The sequence below is a fragment of the Rathayibacter sp. VKM Ac-2927 genome (assembly GCF_022815525.1).
GTDB lineage: Bacteria > Actinomycetota > Actinomycetes > Actinomycetales > Microbacteriaceae > Rathayibacter > Rathayibacter festucae.
This window is the reverse complement of the sequence record NZ_JALGRT010000001.1, coordinates 346,605-362,502: the sequence shown is the minus strand read 5'-3', so window position 1 is coordinate 362,502 and position 15,898 is coordinate 346,605. Positions and strand designations below refer to the sequence as shown.

The following is a 15,898-nucleotide window of genomic DNA, read 5'->3' as shown; positions in this document are numbered from 1 at the left end:
TCGCCGGATCGACCTGTTCCCGTGAGCCGGAGGTCGTTCCGCGTGCCGGAGGTGCTCGAAGGCCGACGTGCGGGGGGGCTGCGGCGCGTACCGTGGGGCGGGTGAGCATCCTCGACGACGCGCTCCTCGAGCGCTTCCGCCTCCGCGCGGCCGACTACGACGCGCGCAACGTCTTCTTCACCGAGGACCTCGAGGAGCTGAAGGCCGCCGGGTATCTGACGATGCTCGTCCCGGCGGAGCTCGGCGGCGGCGGCCTCGGTCTCGAGCAGGCCACGGCCGAGCACACCCGGCTGGCGACGGCCGCTCCCGCGACCGCGCTCGCGACCACGATGCACCTGGTCTGGACCGGCATCGCGAAGGCTCTGCGCGCCCGCAGCGACGCCTCGCTCGAGCACGTGCTGGTCGACGCGGCGGCCGGGCACGTCTTCGCCTTCGGCAACAGCGAGCCCGGCAACGACCTCGTGCTCTCCGACTCGCTCACCCGCGCGGAGCCGCTCGGCGACGGCGGCTACCGCTTCACCGGAACCAAGATCTTCACCTCGCTCTCGCCGGCCTGGACCCGGCTCGGCGTCTTCGGCCGCGACGACAGCGGGCCGGAGCCGCGGCTCGTGCACGGCTTCGTCGACCGGCCGTCGCCGGACGCGCCGGTGCCGGGGCTCACTGTGCACGACGACTGGGACACCCTCGGCATGCGCGCGACGCAGAGCCGGACCACGGTGCTCGACGGCGTCGAGGTGCCGGCCGCGCGGATGTTCCGCTCGCTGCCCGTCGGCCCGACCGCCGACCCGCTGGTCTTCGCGATCTTCGCCGACTTCGAGCTGCTGATCGCCTCGGTCTACCTCGGGGTGGCCCAGCGCGCCCTCGAGCTCGGCGTGGCGTCGGCGCGGAAGCGGACGTCGCTCCGGGCCGGCGGGCGGCTACTCTCCGAGGACCCGGACATCCGCTGGCGCCTCGCCGACGCCGCGATCCTGCTCGACGGACTCCGGGCACCGCTCGCGAGCGCGGCGGCCGACGTCGACGCCCTGGTCGAGCGCGGGGCGGCCTGGTTCCCGTCGCTCGTCGGCGTGAAGATCCGCACCACCGAGGCGGCACTGCGCATCGTCGAGAGCGCCGTCCGCGTCTCGGGCGGCTCGTCCTACCGCCGCGACTCCGAGCTCTCCCGGCTCTACCGCGACGTGCTCGCCGGGCTCTTCCACCCCTCCGACGACGAGTCCGCGCACGGGCTCTTCGCGAACGCGCTGCTCGGGTCGGTGCCGCCGCGGGAGTGACGGGCGGACGTCCGGCATCGCCTGTGGAGAACTCCGGCGGGCACGGGGTGATCGGCCCTACAGTCTCCGGATGCACCGGCTCCAGGACCTCTCGGCGGCGCTCGTCGGCGCGCTTCTGCTCGGCGCGATCGGGCTCGCGCGGGTCGAGGGGCTCGCGGCGATCGTCGTCCTCGTCGTCGCTGCGGCGACCGTGCCGCTCGTGGTCGCGGACGTGCGCGAGCGGCGGCTGCCGAACGCGCTGACGGTGCCGATCCTGCTGGTCGGGCTCGTGTCGATGGTCGGCGGGGTGCTCTCGGCGCGGGTGTCGGGGGAGCTGCCCGCCGTGCTCGCGACGGCTCTCGTGCTCGGACTGCTGCACCTCGCAGGTGGGCTCGGCCGGGGCGACGTGAAGCTGGGGACGGGGCTGGCGCTCCCGCTCGCGGCGATCGATCCGGCGCTCGCCCTCCTGGCGCCGGTGCTCGCGTTCGTCCTGGCCGGGGCGTGGAGTCTGCCGTCGGCGCTGCGGGGCGGGGGCGAGCGGATCCCGTTCGGGCCGTTCCAGCTCGCCGCGTTCTGGATCGTCATCGTCGGGGCGTGACAGGCGAGCCTCGGACGCTGGTCCGCACGGCCGCGGAGGTGTAGACCGGGTGCCGAGCGAGGAGGCCGACGTGGCGGACGGCGACGGAGACGACGGGGTGGACGGTGGGAGCGCGGCCCTGCAGCGGGGGACGACCTGCGCGATCGTGGGCGGCGGGCCGGCGGGCCTGGTGCTCGGTCTGCTGCTGGCGCGGGCCGGCGTCGCGGTGACGGTGCTGGAGAAGCACGCCGACTTCCTCCGCGACTTCCGCGGCGACACGGTGCATCCGACGACGCTCGGGCTGCTCGAGGACCTCGGGCTCCTCGACCGCTTCGAGGCGATCCGGCACTCGCGGGTGGAGCGGGTGACGATCCCCGGCCGCGACGGGCGCGACGTGGTGATCGCGGACTTCGCGCGGCTGCCGGTGCGCCACCCGTACGTCGCGATGGTGCCGCAGTGGGACCTGCTGGCCCTGGTCGCCGAGGCGGCGCAGGCCGAGCGCTGCTTCACGCTCCTCACCGAGCACGAGGTGACCGGCGTCGTCCGCGAGGGCGGGCGGGTCGTCGGCGTCGAGTACCGGTCGCCGGCCGGGGAGGGGCGCCTGCTCGCCGATCTGACGGTCGCCTGCGACGGGCGCTGGTCGGCCGTGCGCCGCTCGTCCGGACTGCCCGTGCGGTCGCTGGCGGTCGGCTTCGACGTCTGGTGGTACCGCCTGCCGACCGCGCGGGCCGTGGGCGAGTCGCTCCTGCCGCGGATCGGGCGCGGGCGGGTGTCGATCGCGATCCCGCGCGACGGCTACCTGCAGATCGCGCGGCTGGGGCTCAAAGGCACCGACGCGGCGGTGCGGGAGCGGGGGATCGAGGCGTTCCGGGTGGAGGCGGCCGATCTGCTCCCCGAGGTCGCCGAGGACGTGGCGGGGATCGCGTCGATGGACGACGTGAAGCACCTCGACGTCCGGCTCGAGCGGCTGCCGCGCTGGCACGCTCCAGGGGTGCTCTGCCTCGGCGACGCGGCGCACGCGATGTCGCCGGTGGGCGGCGTCGGCATCAACCTGGCCGTGCAGGACGCGGTGGCGGCCGCGCGGCTGCTGGCCGGGCCGCTGCGCCGCGGTGTGCTGCGGACGGCAACGGCCGACCGCGTGCTCGCGCGGGTGCAGCGCCGGCGCGCGCTGCCCGCGATGCTGATCCAGTCGCTGCAGCGGGTCCTGCACGCGAGGCTGATCCTGCCGGCGCTGAACGGGCGGCTCTCGGGACCGCCGACCGCGCTCGCGGTGCTGCTCCGGCTGCTGCCCGGGCTCGCCGTCGTGCCGGCGGCACTGGTCGGCATCGGTCCTCGACCCGAGCGCGCGCCGTCGTGGGCGCGGCGGCCGGCCGCGCGCTGACGGCCGACGTCCTGGCCGCGGTGGGTCTCGATACGCGCCTGCGGCGCTACTCGACCAGCATGGTGTGGGCGCCCGTCCCACGGCGGCGGCCCGGTCCATGTTGATCGAGCAGCCCGCGGAGCGGGCGTATCGAGATCCACCGTTGTCTGGAGTGGGGGTCTCGATACGCGCGTGCGGCGCTACTCGACCAGCATGAGAGCGGGGCTCAGCCCGGGTGGGTCATCGACATGACGTCGAGGGCGCTGTCGAGCTGCGACTCCGTCACCTCGCCGCGCTCGACGAAGCCGAGGTCGACGACGGACTCGCGGACGGTGATGCCCTTCGCGACCGAGTTCTTCGCGACCTTGGCGGCGGCCTCGTAGCCGATCACCTTGTTCAGCGGCGTGACGATCGAGGGCGAGGACTCGGCGAGAGCTCGCGCGTGCTCGACGTTGGCCTCGAGGCCGTCGATGGTCTTGTCGGCGAGCAGCGTGGCCGAGGCGGTGAGCAGGCGGATCGACTCCAGCAGCGCCGTGCCCATCACCGGGATGGCGACGTTCAGCTCGAAGGCTCCCGAGGCTCCGGCCCAGGCGATCGTCGCGTCGTTGCCGATCACGCGGGCGCAGACCATCAGGACCGCCTCCGGGATCACCGGGTTCACCTTGCCGGGCATGATCGACGAGCCGGGCTGGAGGTCCGGGATGCTCAGCTCGCCGAGACCGGTGTTCGGGCCGGAGCCCATCCAGCGCAGGTCGTTGTTGATCTTGGTGAGGCTGACGGCGAGCACGCGGAGCGCGCCGGACGCCTCGACGAGCGAGTCGCGGGCGCCCTGCGCCTCGAAGTGGTTGCGCGCCTCGGTGACGGGCAGGCCGGTCTCCTCCGCGAGGCGGGCGATGACCTTCGCCGGGAAGCCGGCGGGCGTGTTGATGCCGGTGCCGACGGCGGTGCCGCCGAGCGGGACCTCCGCGACCCGGGGGAGGGCGGACTGCACGCGCTCGATGCCGAGGCGGATCTGCGCCGCGTAGCCGCCGAACTCCTGGCCGAGGGTGACGGGCGTCGCGTCCATCAGGTGGGTGCGGCCGGCCTTGACGACCTCGGCCCACAGCTCGGCCTTGGTCTCGAGGGCCTCGGCCAGGTGCTCGAGCGAGGGCACCAGGTCCTGGATCAGCGCGCCGGTCACGGCGACGTGCACCGAGGTCGGGAAGACGTCGTTCGAGGACTGCGAGGCGTTGACGTGGTCGTTCGGGTGCACCGCGCGGCCGAGCGCGGTCGTCGCGAGGGTGGCGAGCACCTCGTTCATGTTCATGTTCGACGACGTGCCGGAGCCGGTCTGATAGACGTCGATCGGGAAGTGCTCGCCGTAGCCGCCGCCGACGACGAGGTCGGCCGCGTCGGCGATGGAGCGGGCGATCTCGCCGTCGAGCACGCCGAGATCGGCGTTGACGAGGGCCGCGGCCTTCTTGATCCGGGCGAGGGCCGCGATCTGGGCGGGCTCGAGGCCGGCGCCGGAGATCGGGAAGTTCTCGACCGCGCGCTGCGTCTGCGCGGCGTAGAGCGCGTCGCGCGGGACGCGGACCTCGCCCATCGTGTCGTGCTCGATGCGGAAGGCGTCGTCGGCGCCGGAGTTGGTCGGGGAGGTGTCCACCACGCTGTGTTCGTCCTGTTCTGTTCGGTTCATCGGTTCGGTGAGAGGAGGTCGGTGGTCGGCTGCTCGGCGGCCGGAGCGGTCGCGTCGGGGCCCGACACGCTCTGCAGGGGGCTGGAGGTGCGCTCCTGCTCCGAGCGGTACGGGCTCATCTGCGGCGGATCGATGCCGAGGACCACGTCGGAGTCGACGGTGCCGTCGGCGAGGCGGTAGTTGGCGCCGACGACCGCGAGCTCTCCCGCGGCGACCGCGTCGGCGATGAGCGGGGAGCGCTGCAGCAGCTCGGCGACGGTGTCGCGGAGGTGCTCGCGGCCGACCGCGAGGGCGTCGGTCGTCGACGGGTCGACGAGCACGCGGCCGTCGGGCTGCGGGCCGACGATGCGGCGGACGGCCGGGATGATCGGCTCGATCAGGTGCTCGATGTGCGGCGGGAGGCGCTCGGCGTCGGGCGCCTGCGACTGGATCGCGGCCTTGACCGCTCCGCACTCGTCGTGGCCGAGGACGAGGATCAGCTTCACGCCGAGCACGGCGACGCCGTACTCGAGGGAGCCGATGATCGAATCGGCGATGACCTGGCCGGCGTTGCGGACCACGAAGAGGTCGCCGAGGCCGAGGTCGAAGATGATCTCGGCTGCAAGGCGCGAGTCGCTGCAGCCGAAGAGCGCGGCGAGCGGCTTCTGCTCGGCGGCGAGCTCGTTGCGGCGCTCGACGTCCTGGCGGGGGTGGCGGGGCTCGCCGGCGACGAAGCGCTGGTTGCCGCGCAGCATCTCCTTCCAGACCCACGACGGCGGGCGCGATTCGCGCGCGACGACGATGCTCTGCGGGACCTCGTGCTGGGGACTCGACGGATCGAAGCTCAACGGGACTCCTCCTGGCCGATCTGCGGGGTGATGGCGTCGACGACCTGGCGGATCTCGTCCGTCGGCGCCGTGCCGTAGACGAGGTAGGTGCTGCCACCGGCCGTCGTCTCGAGAGCGTAGGGGCTGTTGCCGGTCTCGCTGGCACCGTCGCGGTGGTCGTAGACCGTCCACTCGCGGCCGTCGATCTGCTCGACGCCGGTCGCCGCGGCGCTGTCGAGCTGGCCGGAGACCCAGCGCTCGTCGGCGTCGAAGCCCTGGCTGACGCCGATGTAGCCGCTCTTGGGCGTGATCAGGCCGACGTACCAGTACTCGACCCCGCCGTCCTCGCGCAGCTCGGCCGCGTTCGAGGACCAGGAGTCGGGCATGTCGGGCGCGGCGAGCGTCTCGCTCTCGCCGAGCTGGAACTGGGCGGCGACCGCCGGCACGTCCACCGGGTCGCGGACGGTGCCCTCGCCGCGCGGGACGATCAGCACGATCAGCGCCACGGCGCCGACGGTCGCGAGCAGCGAGAAGACGAGGTTGTTGACGGTCTTGCGCTGGCGGTAGAGCCGGGAGTTCTCGGCCTTGCGGGCCGCGGTCTCGGCGGCCGTCTCGGGACGGCCGAGCTCGGCGACGACGCGCGGCGGCTTCTCGCGGCTCATCCGGCGCTCGATCCGCCGGCGGCCGATCCGCCTGAGCGGGCGGCGTCGAGCCGAGCGCGGGCACCGATCAGCCACTCCTCGCAGCGGGCCGCGAGCGCCTCGCCGCGCTCCCAGAGGGCGAGCGAGCGCTCGAGGGTGGAGCTGCCCTGCTCGAGCTCGGAGACGACGCGGACGAGCTCGTCGCGCGCCTGCTCGTAGCTGAAGCCGGAGACGTCGGTCTCGCGGGTCGGGACGGGGTCGCTCGACGGCACGGCGGGGGAGTCGGTGCGGGCGTCGGCCATGGGGGTGATCCTATCGATCGGGGCTGCGAGGAGGGCGCGGGCGGGTGGGAGCGGGACGGGTCAGCCGCGGCCGGCGGGATCGGCGGCGGGCCCTGTCGAGCGGGCGGCGACGGCGCCCTCGGCGAGGGTGAGCACGAGCGCCTCGCCCTCGGCCGCGTCCTGCGGGGTGCGGACCACGTGACCGTTGCCGTTCTGCACGATCGCGTAGCCGCGGTCGAGGGTGTGCTGCGGCGACAGCGCGCGGAGGTGGCCGTGCAGGCGCTCGACCTCGAGGTGGGCGCGCTCGATCCGCCGCTCGACCAGCTCGGCGCCGCGGGCGACCCAGCGGGTCAGCTCCTCGGAGCGCTGGTCGACCAGGACGCGAGGCTGGGCCAGGACCGGCCGCGAGCGCAGCTGCGACAGGCGGTCGATCTCGTGCGAGACGAGCCCGCTGACGCGGGTGGTCATCCGCAGCCGCGCCTGCTGCACCCGGAGCAGCTCGTCGGAGACGTCCGGGACGACCCGCTTCGCCGCGTCGGTCGGGGTGGACGCGCGGAGGTCCGCGACGTCGTCGAGCAGCGGGCGGTCCGCCTCGTGCCCGATCGCGCTGACCACGGGGGTGGTGCAGGCCGCGACCGCCCGCACGAGGGACTCGTCGCTGAAGCCGAGCAGGTTCTGGAAGTCGCCGCCGCCGCGGGCGATCACGATCACGTCGATGCTCGCGTCGGCGTCGAGCGTGCGCAGGGCCGAGGTCACCTCGGACACCGTGCGCTCGCCCTGCACGGCGGCGTGCACGACGCGGAAGCGGACGGCCGGCCAGCGCAGCTGGGCGTTGCGGAGGACGTCCTTCTCGGCGTCGGAGTCCTTGCCGGTGATCAGGCCGATCCCGTGCGGAAGGAAGGGCAGCCGCTGCTTGCGCGCCGGCTCGAACAGCCCCTCCGAGGCGAGCTGCCGGCGCAGCCGCTCGAGCTTCTCGAGCAGATCGCCGAGCCCGACGTGCCGCATCTCGAACACCTGCATCGAGAGCGTGCCGCCCTTGACCCAGTAGTTCGGCTTGACCAGCGCGATCACCCGGTCGCCCTGCTTGAGGTCCGCCGGGAGGCGGGCCCGGACCGAGGACCAGACGGTGAAGCCGACGGTGGCGTCGCCGGAGAGGTCCTTCAGCTTGCCGTAGACGTTGCCGCCGGAGACGCCCCACTGCGTGATCTCACCCTCGACCCACGCGGTGCCGAGGCGCTCGATCCAGCCCTTGATCTTGCTCGCGAGCAGACCGACCGGCCAGGGAGCATCGGCGGTGGGAGGGGCGTCTGTCATCGGTGCCTTCGCTGGAGCGGGCGGGCGGGGGAGCGGGCGGCGGACCCGCGACGACAACGGTACGGGATGCCTCCGACACCTCGGCGGCCGCGGCGCCGGGCCGGGCGCGAGGCGGCCCGTCCGGCCGCCGGTCAGCGGATCCGGCCCTTCCGCGGGGAGCACAGGATGCACCGCGTAGAATCGCGGGGTGAGTGAAGCCCCGATCAGCCTGCCCATGCCGCGCATGCCCCGCGCTACCGGGCGCCTGCGCGACGAGCCCGTCGACGGTGCCAAGCGGGTGCTCCTCGCCGCCCCGCGCGGCTACTGCGCCGGCGTCGACCGCGCGGTCGTCGCCGTCGAGAAGGCCATCGAGCACTACGGCGCCCCCGTCTACGTGCGCAAGCAGATCGTGCACAACGTGCACGTCGTCTCCACGCTCGAGAGCCAGGGCGCGATCTTCGTCGAGGAGGTCGACGAGGTCCCCGAGGGCTCGCACATCGTCTTCAGCGCGCACGGCGTCTCGCCGGCGGTCGTGCAGGGCGCGGCCGACCGCGGCCTCCAGGCGATCGACGCGACCTGCCCGCTGGTCACCAAGGTGCACCGCGAGGCCGTCCGCTTCGCACGCGACGACTTCGAGATCCTCCTGATCGGCCACGAGGGGCACGAGGAGGTCGAGGGCACCGCGGGCGAGGCCCCCGATCACGTGACCCTGGTCGGCAGCCCCGACGACGTCCCGAACATCGTGGTGAAGGACCCGGACAAGGTCGTCTGGCTCTCGCAGACCACGCTCTCGGTCGACGAGACGATGGAGACGGTGCGCCGCCTCCGCGAGCGCTTCCCGAACCTGCAGAACCCGCCGAGCGACGACATCTGCTACGCCACCCAGAACCGCCAGGTCGCGATCAAGAAGGTCGCCGAGCACGCCGAGCTGGTCATCGTGGTCGGCTCGGCCAACTCCTCGAACTCGGTCCGCCTCGTCGAGGTCGCGCTCGAGTACGGCGCGAAGGCCGCGTACCGGATCGACTACGCCAGCGAGATCAAGCAGGAGTGGCTCGACGGCATCCGCACCGTCGGCGTCACCAGCGGCGCCTCGGTGCCCGAGGTCCTCGTCCGCGAGGTGCTCGACGACCTCGCCGCCGCCGGCTACGACGACGTCGAGGAGGTCAAGACGGCCGAGGAGGACCTGATGTTCTCGCTCCCCAAGGAGCTGCGCAAGGACGTCGCCGGCAAGCGCGACGCCCGCGGGGCCGGCGGACGCGTGAGCGCCTCCGTCAGCGCCTGACGCTCCGCACGCAGAACGAGGAGAAGGCCGCCGCTCCCGAGGGAGGGCGGCCTTCTTCGCGTCAGCGGGTCGAGCGCTAGACGTCCGTGCCGGTCCCGGCGGACATCCGCGAGACGTAGTCGGCGAAGGTCGGATCGCCGAGGATCGCGATGGCCGCGACCGTCAGCGAGAGCACGACCGTCGCGACGATCCCCAGGATCGGCACGAGCACCGCGCGCTTGCCGGCCCGCAGCCGGCGGATCGAGATCCAGACCGCGAACGCGACGATCAGCGCCTGCGCGAGCGCCACGACCAGCCCGAGGGTGCGGGCGAGATCGGGGGAGGCGTAGGTGCCGATGCCCTGGCTCGTGTACAGCTCGGAGAGGGTGGTGGCGAAGCTCGAGGGGTCGAGCAGCGTCGGCACGGCGAAGAAGACGCCGAGCGCCAGCAGGATGATCGTGATCAGCCGGTCGACGGGGTGCGCGACGGTCTTCGCGGAGGGCGCGGTCGCGGGCCGCGGATCGGTCTCGGACCCTCGCGGGTCGGGGACGACGACGGCGTCCTCCGGAGGCGTCCACGACCAGCCGGGCGGCGCGTACTCGCCGTACCGCGGTTCCGGGCGCTCTGTGCGGCCCGGCTGGTCGTGTGCGTTCGTCACGGAGCGGTGCCCTACTTGCCGGAGTGGCCGGCGGAGCCGAGCTGGCGGGTCGCCTCGGCGACGCGGACGGCCATGGCGGACTCGGCGATCTTGCCCCACGAGCGCGGGTCGTAGACCTTCTTGTTGCCGACCTCGCCGTCGACCTTGAGGAAGCCGTCGTAGTTCTTCAGCACGGTGTCGGCGACCGAGCGGCTGAAGGCGTACTGGGTGTCGGTGTCGATGTTCATCTTCACGACGCCGTTGCGGACCGCCTCGGCGATCTCCTCGTCCGTCGAGCCGGAGCCGCCGTGGAAGACGAGGTCGAGCGGGAGCGCCTCGGTGCCGTACTTCTTCTGCAGGCCGTCCTGGATCTCGCGGAGCAGCTCGGGGCGCAGGCGCACGTTGCCGGGCTTGTAGACGCCGTGGACGTTGCCGAAGGTCAGCGCGGCCATGTAGCGGCCCTGCTCGCCTAAGCCGAGGGCCTCGACGGTCGCGATCGCGTCGTCGAGCGTGGTGTAGAGGTGCTCGTTGATGTCGTGCGAGACGCCGTCCTCCTCGCCGCCGACGACGCCGATCTCGACCTCGAGGATCGCGTTGATCGCCTTCACGCGCGGCAGGATCTCCTGGGCGATCTTCAGGTTCTCGTCGAGGGGCACGGCCGAGCCGTCCCACATGTGCGACTGGAAGAGCGGCTCGCGACCGGCCTTGACCTCCTCCTCGGAGGCGGCGATCAGCGGGTAGACGAAGCCCTCGAGCGCGTTCTGCGGGCAGTGGTCGGTGTGCAGCGCGACCGTGACCGGGTAGTTCTTGGCGACCTCGGTGGCGAACTTCGCGAAGGCGATCGCTCCGGCGGCGCGGTTCTTGACCGTGTGGCCGGCGAAGTAGTCGGCGCCTCCGGTCGTGACCTGGATGATGCCGTCCGAGCCGGCCTCGGACAGGCCCTGCAGCACCGAGTTGATGGTCTGCGAGGAGGAGACGTTGAACGCGGGGTACGCGAAGCCGCCCTTCTTCGCCTTGTCGAGCATCTCTGCGTACTGGTCCGGGGTAGCGACGGGCATGGCATCTCCTTTGACGGATGAACGGGAGGGGGTCGGGCGAGGCCCGCGTCGGCGTCGAGTCTAGCGAGGCGGCTGCGGGGCGTCCCCCGGGCGCGGGGCGGGCCTCGGATAGACTCCGCTCCGGGATGGGGATCCGCTCCGCGGGTCCTGCGACGACGCCGTCTGCACGAACTCGAACGCGAAGGACTCCGCGCTGTGACCGATATCGACCACGACTCGCTCTACCTCCACCCGGACCGCAACCTCGGGATGGAGCTCGTCCGAGCCACCGAGGCGGCGGCGATCCGCGCCGTCCCCTTCATCGGCAAGGGCGACAAGAACGCCGCCGACGGCGCCGCCGTCGACGCGATGCGCACCTTCCTCGGCACCGTCAACTTCGACGGGGTCGTCGTCATCGGCGAGGGCGAGAAGGACAACGCGCCGATGCTCTACAACGGCGAGCACGTCGGCAACGGCTCCGGGCCGGCCGCCGACATCGCCGTCGATCCGATCGACGGGACCTCGCTGACCGCCGCGGGCCGGCAGAACGCGCTGTCGATGATCGCCGTCGCCGACCGCGGGGCGATGTTCGACCCCTCCGCCGTCTTCTACATGGAGAAGATCGTCACCGGGCCCGAGGGCGTGGGGATCATCGACATCGAGCGCCCGATCGGCGAGAACATCCGCGCGCTGGCGCGGGCCAAGCGCAAGCCCGTCGACGAGATGCGCATCGCGGTGCTCGACCGCCCGCGGCACGCGCAGCTGATCGACGACATCCGCGCGGCGGGCGCCGGGACGCGGCTGCTGCTCGACGGCGATGTCGCGGGCGGCATCAACGCCGCTCGGCACGACTCGCGGGTCGACATGTGCGTGGGGACCGGAGGGACGCCCGAGGGCATCATCACCGCGTGCGCCATCCGCGCGCTCGGCGGCGTGATCCAGGGCATCCTCCGCCCCAAGGACGACGACGAGCGCCAGCGCGCGATCGACGCCGGCCACGACCTCGACCGCGTCCTGCACGCGAACGACCTGGTCCGCAGCGACAACACCTACTTCGTCGCCACCGGCGTGACCAACGGCGGGCTGGTGAAGGGCGTCCGCAAGGAGGGCCACATCATCACCACCGAGTCGATCGTCCTGCGCTCGCGCTCGGGCACGATCCGTCGCGTGACGGCCCAGCACCTCGCGGAGAAGTGGGTCTAGGCGGCCGACCCCGTCACCTGCTGGTCGAGTAGCCGCGCAGCGGCGCACCCCTGCTGAAGCAGTGTGCGCCGGTGTTGCGCTTCATGCTGGTCGAGTAGCCGCGGAGCGGCGTATCGAGACCGACGTCTGCAGGACGGCGGATCTCGATACGCGCCCTGCGGGCGCTACTCGATCAGCATGATGGGGGCGCGCCCTGTCCGGTGGTCGAGTAGCCGCGGAGCGGCGCACCCCTGCTCGAGCCGCCGCGGAGCGGCGCCCGCATGCTGGTCGAGTAGCCGCGGAGCGGCGTCTCGAGATCCCGCGGCTCAGGCCGTGCGCTCGTCCGGCGCGAGGAGCTCGACGGCGGTCAGGCGGCGCGGTGTCACCGTGACGCCGCCGGCCGGCGCGATCACGCGGGACTCGTCGAGGGTGTCGAACTGGCGCGCGGTGACGAGGACGCGGGTCTCGAGCGAGCCGGCGAAGGCGTTGTAGGAGTCGACCGTCTTCTCGATCGAGCGGCGCAGCCCCTCCGCGTGGTCGGCGAGGGTCGCCAGCCGCGCGTAGAGCGTCTTGCCGAGATCGAGCAGGCGCTTCGCGTCGTCGGTCAGGACGTCCTGCTGCCAGGTGTAGGCGACGGTCTTCAGCACCGACCAGAGCGTCACCGGCGAGGCGAGGGCGACCCGCTTGCGGAACGCGTACTCCAGTAGCGTCGGATCGGCGTCGAGCGCGCTGGCCAGCAGCGGCTCGCTGGGGATGAAGGCGATGACGAACTCCGGGCTCGCCGGCAGCCCGGTCCAGTAGGCGCGGCCGGCGAGGGCGTCGATGTGCCCGCGGAGGGCGCGCACGTGCGCGCGGAGCAGCCCTGCGCGGCGGGCTTCCTCCTCGGCGCCCGCCCCCGCGGGGATCGCGCTCGCCTCGAGGTAGGCGTCGAACGGCACCTTCGCGTCGACGGCGATCGCCTTGCCGCCGGGGAGGCGCACGACCATGTCGGCGCGGCCCTTCCCGCCCTCGCCCTCCAGGCCGAACTGCACGTCGAAGTCGACCCGTTGCGTCAGCCCGGCCGCCTCGACGACGTTGCGCAGCTGCGTCTCGCCCCACGCACCCCGGCTGGCGCTCGACCGCAGCGCGGACGCGAGCGTCTCGGTGGTCGAGCGGAGCCTCTCCCCGGCGAGCCGCTGCCCCTCCAGCTGCTCGGTGATGGCGCCGAACTGCGCGGCGCGCTCGCTCTCGAGACGGCGCACCGACTCCTGCATCCCGCGCAGGCTCTCGGCGACGGGGGAGAGCGTCTGCAGGATCCGCGCGTCGTGCCGCTCGCGCTCGGCGACGACCCGCAGCTGCTCCTGCAGCTCGCGGATCTGGTCGCGGGCGGAGCCGAGGTGCTCGCGGTGCTGCTCCACGACCGACTCGTGCCGTTCCTCGAGCCCCTCGGCCCGCGCCTGCGCCGTGGCCAGCTCGAGGGCGAGCGCGGTGTCGGGAGTGCGGGCACGGGCGAGCAGCACGGCGACGACGGCGGCGAGGAGCGCGCCGACCGCGAGGCCGAGGACGAAGCTGAGTTCCATGCGCCGAGGAGACCACGGACCTCCGACATCCGCCCTGCGGCGCTCCGACGATGTCCGTCTGACCCTCGGACGGGTGTCCGGAGCGGGAGGAGGCGGAGTCGGAGGTTGCCCCTAGGCTTCGGGACCATGGGGAATCACCGCCGTCCTTCGCGCCTGCTCACCGCCGCACTCGCCCTCGCCGTCGGACTCGGGACCGCTCTCGTCCCGGTCGCCGCCGCCTCCGCCGCCGACGAGACGCTGCCGCCCGCGTCCGTCCTCGTCGATCCGGGAGCGGGGGAGGCGCAGGTCACCGCCGCCGACGGCTCCGTCCTGCCCGACGTCAAGGTCCAGTACGAAGCGGAGAGCACCAAGAGCTTCCGCGCCGGCTACATCTTCAGCGACGCGAACTTCTTCGACAGCGACGCCCGCTCGGCGCAGCAGATGCAGGCGCTCCTGGACGACAAGGGCCGCAACTGCTCCGGTACGCCCAACGGCGTGCCCTGCCTCAAGGCCTTCAGCCAGGTCACGCCGTCGAAGGCGGCCGACCCGATGTGCAAGGCGTACCGCGGCGGCGTCCTCGAGTCCGCGGCGTCGATCTTCGCCGGCGTCGGCGAGGCGTGCGGCATCAGCCCGCTCGTGCTCGCCGTCCTCGTGCAGAAGGAGACGAGCCTCGTCTCGACGACGAGCCCCACCGAGCGCCTCTACAACCGCGCGACCGGCTTCAACTGCCCCGACAGCACCGGCTGCGACAACGGCTCCGCCGGCTTCTTCACTCAGGTCTACGGCGCGGCCCGCCAGTTCAAGAAGTACGCGAACCCGCCCGGCTCCGGCTCGAACTTCACGGCCTACGCCGCGGGCACGACGCCGAGCATCCTCTTCAACCCGGACACGTCCTGCGGCTCGTCGCCGGTCGCGATCCGCAACCAGGCCACGGCGAACCTCTACTACTACACGCCCTACCAGCCCAACAGCTACGCGCTGACGAACACCGGCAACCAGGCCTGCGCCACCTACGGCAACATCAACTTCTGGTACATCTTCAGCGACTGGAACGGCTCGCTCGCCAACGCCGGCGTCGCCCCGGCCGGCCGCGTCGACGCCCCGAGGATCTCGGGCGGCACGCTGACCGCCTCCGGCTGGGTCGTCGACCCGACGACGCAGCGCGCGCAACTCGCCACCACGGTCACCATCACCGCGCCCGACGGCTCCAAGACCGTCCGCACCCAGACCGCGAACGCCTCCCGCGGCGACATCCCGGGCGAGTACCCGGCCGCCGGCGGCAACCACGGCTTCTCCGCGACCGCCCCCGCCTCGGCCGCGGGCACCTACACGGTCTGCGCCAGCGCCGCCTCGGTGGACTGGAACCTCTGGACCGGCTCGGGCGACGCGAAGGCGCCCGGCACCAAGGACCTCGGCTGCACGAGCGTGTCCAACGGCACGACCGTTCCCGTCGAGCGGATCGCCGGCACCGACCGCCAGGACACGGCCGTCCGCGTCTCGAAGGCGACCTTCACGGCGAACGTCCCCGTCGTCTACGTCGCGACCGGCTCCGCCTTCCCCGACGCGCTGAGCGCCGCGCCCGCCGCGGCCAAGCAGGGCGGCCCGCTCCTGCTCGTCGACCGCGACTCGATGTCGCAGCCGGTCCGCACCGAGCTGACCCGCCTCAAGCCCGCGAAGATCGTCGTGGTCGGCTCCACGCTGAGCGTCAGCGACGCCGTGCTGCAGGACCTCAAGCAGTACGTGCGCGGCGGAGCGACCCCCACCCGCCTCGGCGGCGTCGACCGCTACGACACCGCGAAGAAGGTCGTCCAGTACGCCTTCTCCGACGGGTCGAGCCGGGCGTGGCTCGCGACGGGCGAGAAGTTCCCCGACGCCCTGGGCGCCAGCGCGGCCGCCGGCTCGGTGGACGCTCCGGTGCTCCTGGTGAACGGGACGCTGGCGACCGCGGACGTCACCACGAAGAGCCTCGTCTCGCAGCTCGGAGTCCGCTCGCTCACCATCGCGGGCAACGCCCTCTCGGTGAGCGACGGCATCGAGCGCTCGCTCGCCGTCGCCTCGAAGACCCGCATCGCGGGCTCGGACCGCTACGACACCTCGGAGAAGCTGAACAGGGCCGCCTTCCAGCGCGCGAGCACGGTCTACCTCGCGACCGGGGAGAACTTCCCGGACGCGCTCGCCGGAGCGACCGCCGCCGGCTACACCTCGAGCCCGCTCTTCGCGGTCCCGCGGGACTGCGTGCCGCAGGCGGTGCTGAACGACATCAGTGCGTTCGGCGCCAAGAAGGTCGTCCTGCTCGGCGGCCCGAACACGCTGTCGGACGCGGTCGCGCGGCTCACGCCCTGCGGCTGATGCTCCGGCGC

13 protein-coding genes and 1 pseudogene are annotated in these 15,898 nt (G+C 72.9%); 6 read left to right on the top strand and 8 right to left on the bottom strand.

Annotated elements, in window-relative coordinates; all coding sequences use genetic code 11:
- Window positions 1–92 precede the first annotated feature (92 nt).
- The 3 genes from MT353_RS01675 (at window position 93) to MT353_RS01665 (ending at window position 3,205) form a co-directional block, all read left to right on the top strand.
- Window positions 93–1,268, top strand: a complete 1,176-nt coding sequence (locus tag MT353_RS01675) for an acyl-CoA dehydrogenase family protein (protein WP_243623465.1) — start codon at window positions 93–95, stop codon at window positions 1,266–1,268.
- 70 nt (window positions 1,269–1,338) lie between these two features.
- Complete coding sequence (locus MT353_RS01670) at window positions 1,339–1,845, top strand: prepilin peptidase (protein WP_243623464.1); 507 nt, start codon at window positions 1,339–1,341, stop codon at window positions 1,843–1,845.
- Window positions 1,846–1,915: 70 nt separating this feature from the next.
- Entirely contained in the window at window positions 1,916–3,205 is a 1,290-nt protein-coding gene (locus MT353_RS01665; protein ID WP_243623463.1) for an FAD-dependent oxidoreductase, read from the top strand.
- Between the two features lie 205 nt (window positions 3,206–3,410).
- Here MT353_RS01665 and MT353_RS01660 read toward each other — a convergent pair whose 3' ends face one another.
- The 5 genes and pseudogenes from MT353_RS01660 to xseA all read right to left on the bottom strand — a co-directional run bounded on the left by MT353_RS01660 (window position 3,411) and on the right by xseA (window position 7,904).
- The gene (locus tag MT353_RS01660; protein WP_243623462.1) at window positions 3,411–4,832 is read right to left on the bottom strand and encodes an aspartate ammonia-lyase; all 1,422 of its coding nucleotides are present in this window, start codon (window positions 4,830–4,832) and stop codon (window positions 3,411–3,413) included.
- Between the two features lie 158 nt (window positions 4,833–4,990).
- Window positions 4,991–5,596 (bottom strand): annotated as a pseudogene (locus MT353_RS01655) (carbonic anhydrase); the annotation flags it as partial.
- An 89-nt stretch (window positions 5,597–5,685) separates the two neighbouring features.
- Complete coding sequence (locus tag MT353_RS01650) at window positions 5,686–6,330, bottom strand: DUF4245 domain-containing protein (protein ID WP_243623461.1); 645 nt, start codon at window positions 6,328–6,330, stop codon at window positions 5,686–5,688.
- Window positions 6,327–6,611, bottom strand: coding sequence for an exodeoxyribonuclease VII small subunit (locus MT353_RS01645; protein ID WP_243586462.1), 285 nt, complete (start codon window positions 6,609–6,611; stop codon window positions 6,327–6,329). Before MT353_RS01645 ends, MT353_RS01650 begins: the two co-directional genes overlap by 4 nt.
- Window positions 6,612–6,671: 60 nt before the next feature.
- Complete coding sequence (xseA, locus tag MT353_RS01640; protein ID WP_243598901.1) at window positions 6,672–7,904, bottom strand: exodeoxyribonuclease VII large subunit; 1,233 nt, start codon at window positions 7,902–7,904, stop codon at window positions 6,672–6,674.
- Window positions 7,905–8,118: 214 nt separating this feature from the next.
- Between xseA and MT353_RS01635 the strand changes: the two genes are divergently transcribed.
- Window positions 8,119–9,165 (top strand): 4-hydroxy-3-methylbut-2-enyl diphosphate reductase, encoded by a 1,047-nt coding sequence (locus MT353_RS01635; RefSeq protein ID WP_243623765.1) that lies wholly within the window; start codon window positions 8,119–8,121, stop codon window positions 9,163–9,165.
- 76 nt (window positions 9,166–9,241) lie between these two features.
- Here the strand turns inward: MT353_RS01635 and MT353_RS01630 are convergent, their stop codons facing one another.
- Together MT353_RS01630 and fbaA are read right to left on the bottom strand one after the other, a co-directional pair.
- Complete coding sequence (locus tag MT353_RS01630; protein WP_243623460.1) at window positions 9,242–9,802, bottom strand: DUF6264 family protein; 561 nt, start codon at window positions 9,800–9,802, stop codon at window positions 9,242–9,244.
- Between the two features lie 11 nt (window positions 9,803–9,813).
- Entirely contained in the window at window positions 9,814–10,839 is a 1,026-nt protein-coding gene (gene fbaA / locus MT353_RS01625; protein ID WP_243623459.1) for a class II fructose-bisphosphate aldolase, read from the bottom strand.
- Window positions 10,840–11,088: 249 nt separating this feature from the next.
- Between fbaA and glpX the strand changes: the two genes are divergently transcribed.
- The gene (glpX, locus tag MT353_RS01620) at window positions 11,089–12,021 is read left to right on the top strand and encodes a class II fructose-bisphosphatase (RefSeq protein WP_123445977.1); all 933 of its coding nucleotides are present in this window, start codon (window positions 11,089–11,091) and stop codon (window positions 12,019–12,021) included.
- A gap of 305 nt (window positions 12,022–12,326) precedes the next feature.
- Here the strand turns inward: glpX and MT353_RS01615 are convergent, their stop codons facing one another.
- Window positions 12,327–13,559, bottom strand: coding sequence for a DNA recombination protein RmuC (locus MT353_RS01615; RefSeq protein ID WP_243623458.1), 1,233 nt, complete (start codon window positions 13,557–13,559; stop codon window positions 12,327–12,329).
- Window positions 13,560–13,685: 126 nt separating this feature from the next.
- On the opposite strand from MT353_RS01615, the gene MT353_RS01610 reads away from it, so the two are divergent.
- Window positions 13,686–15,887, top strand: coding sequence for a cell wall-binding repeat-containing protein (locus tag MT353_RS01610; RefSeq protein WP_243623457.1), 2,202 nt, complete (start codon window positions 13,686–13,688; stop codon window positions 15,885–15,887).
- The last annotated feature ends 11 nt before the right edge of the window (window positions 15,888–15,898 follow it).

What these genes read in the sequence shown, in the direction of transcription:
- glpX (WP_123445977.1), top strand. Translation starts at nt 11,089, where the DNA reads ATGGAGCTCGTCCGAGCCACCGAGGCGGCGGCGATCCGCGCCGTCCCC.
- MT353_RS01650 (WP_243623461.1), bottom strand. Translation starts at nt 6,330, where the DNA reads ATGAGCCGCGAGAAGCCGCCGCGCGTCGTCGCCGAGCTCGGCCGTCCC.
- MT353_RS01615 (WP_243623458.1), bottom strand. Translation starts at nt 13,559, where the DNA reads ATGGAACTCAGCTTCGTCCTCGGCCTCGCGGTCGGCGCGCTCCTCGCC.
- fbaA (WP_243623459.1), bottom strand. Translation starts at nt 10,839, where the DNA reads ATGCCCGTCGCTACCCCGGACCAGTACGCAGAGATGCTCGACAAGGCG.
- MT353_RS01645 (WP_243586462.1), bottom strand. Translation starts at nt 6,611, where the DNA reads ATGGCCGACGCCCGCACCGACTCCCCCGCCGTGCCGTCGAGCGACCCC.
- MT353_RS01610 (WP_243623457.1), top strand. Translation starts at nt 13,686, where the DNA reads ATGGGGAATCACCGCCGTCCTTCGCGCCTGCTCACCGCCGCACTCGCC.
- MT353_RS01635 (WP_243623765.1), top strand. Translation starts at nt 8,119, where the DNA reads ATGCCGCGCATGCCCCGCGCTACCGGGCGCCTGCGCGACGAGCCCGTC.
- MT353_RS01670 (WP_243623464.1), top strand. Translation starts at nt 1,339, where the DNA reads ATGCACCGGCTCCAGGACCTCTCGGCGGCGCTCGTCGGCGCGCTTCTG.
- xseA (WP_243598901.1), bottom strand. Translation starts at nt 7,904, where the DNA reads ATGACAGACGCCCCTCCCACCGCCGATGCTCCCTGGCCGGTCGGTCTG.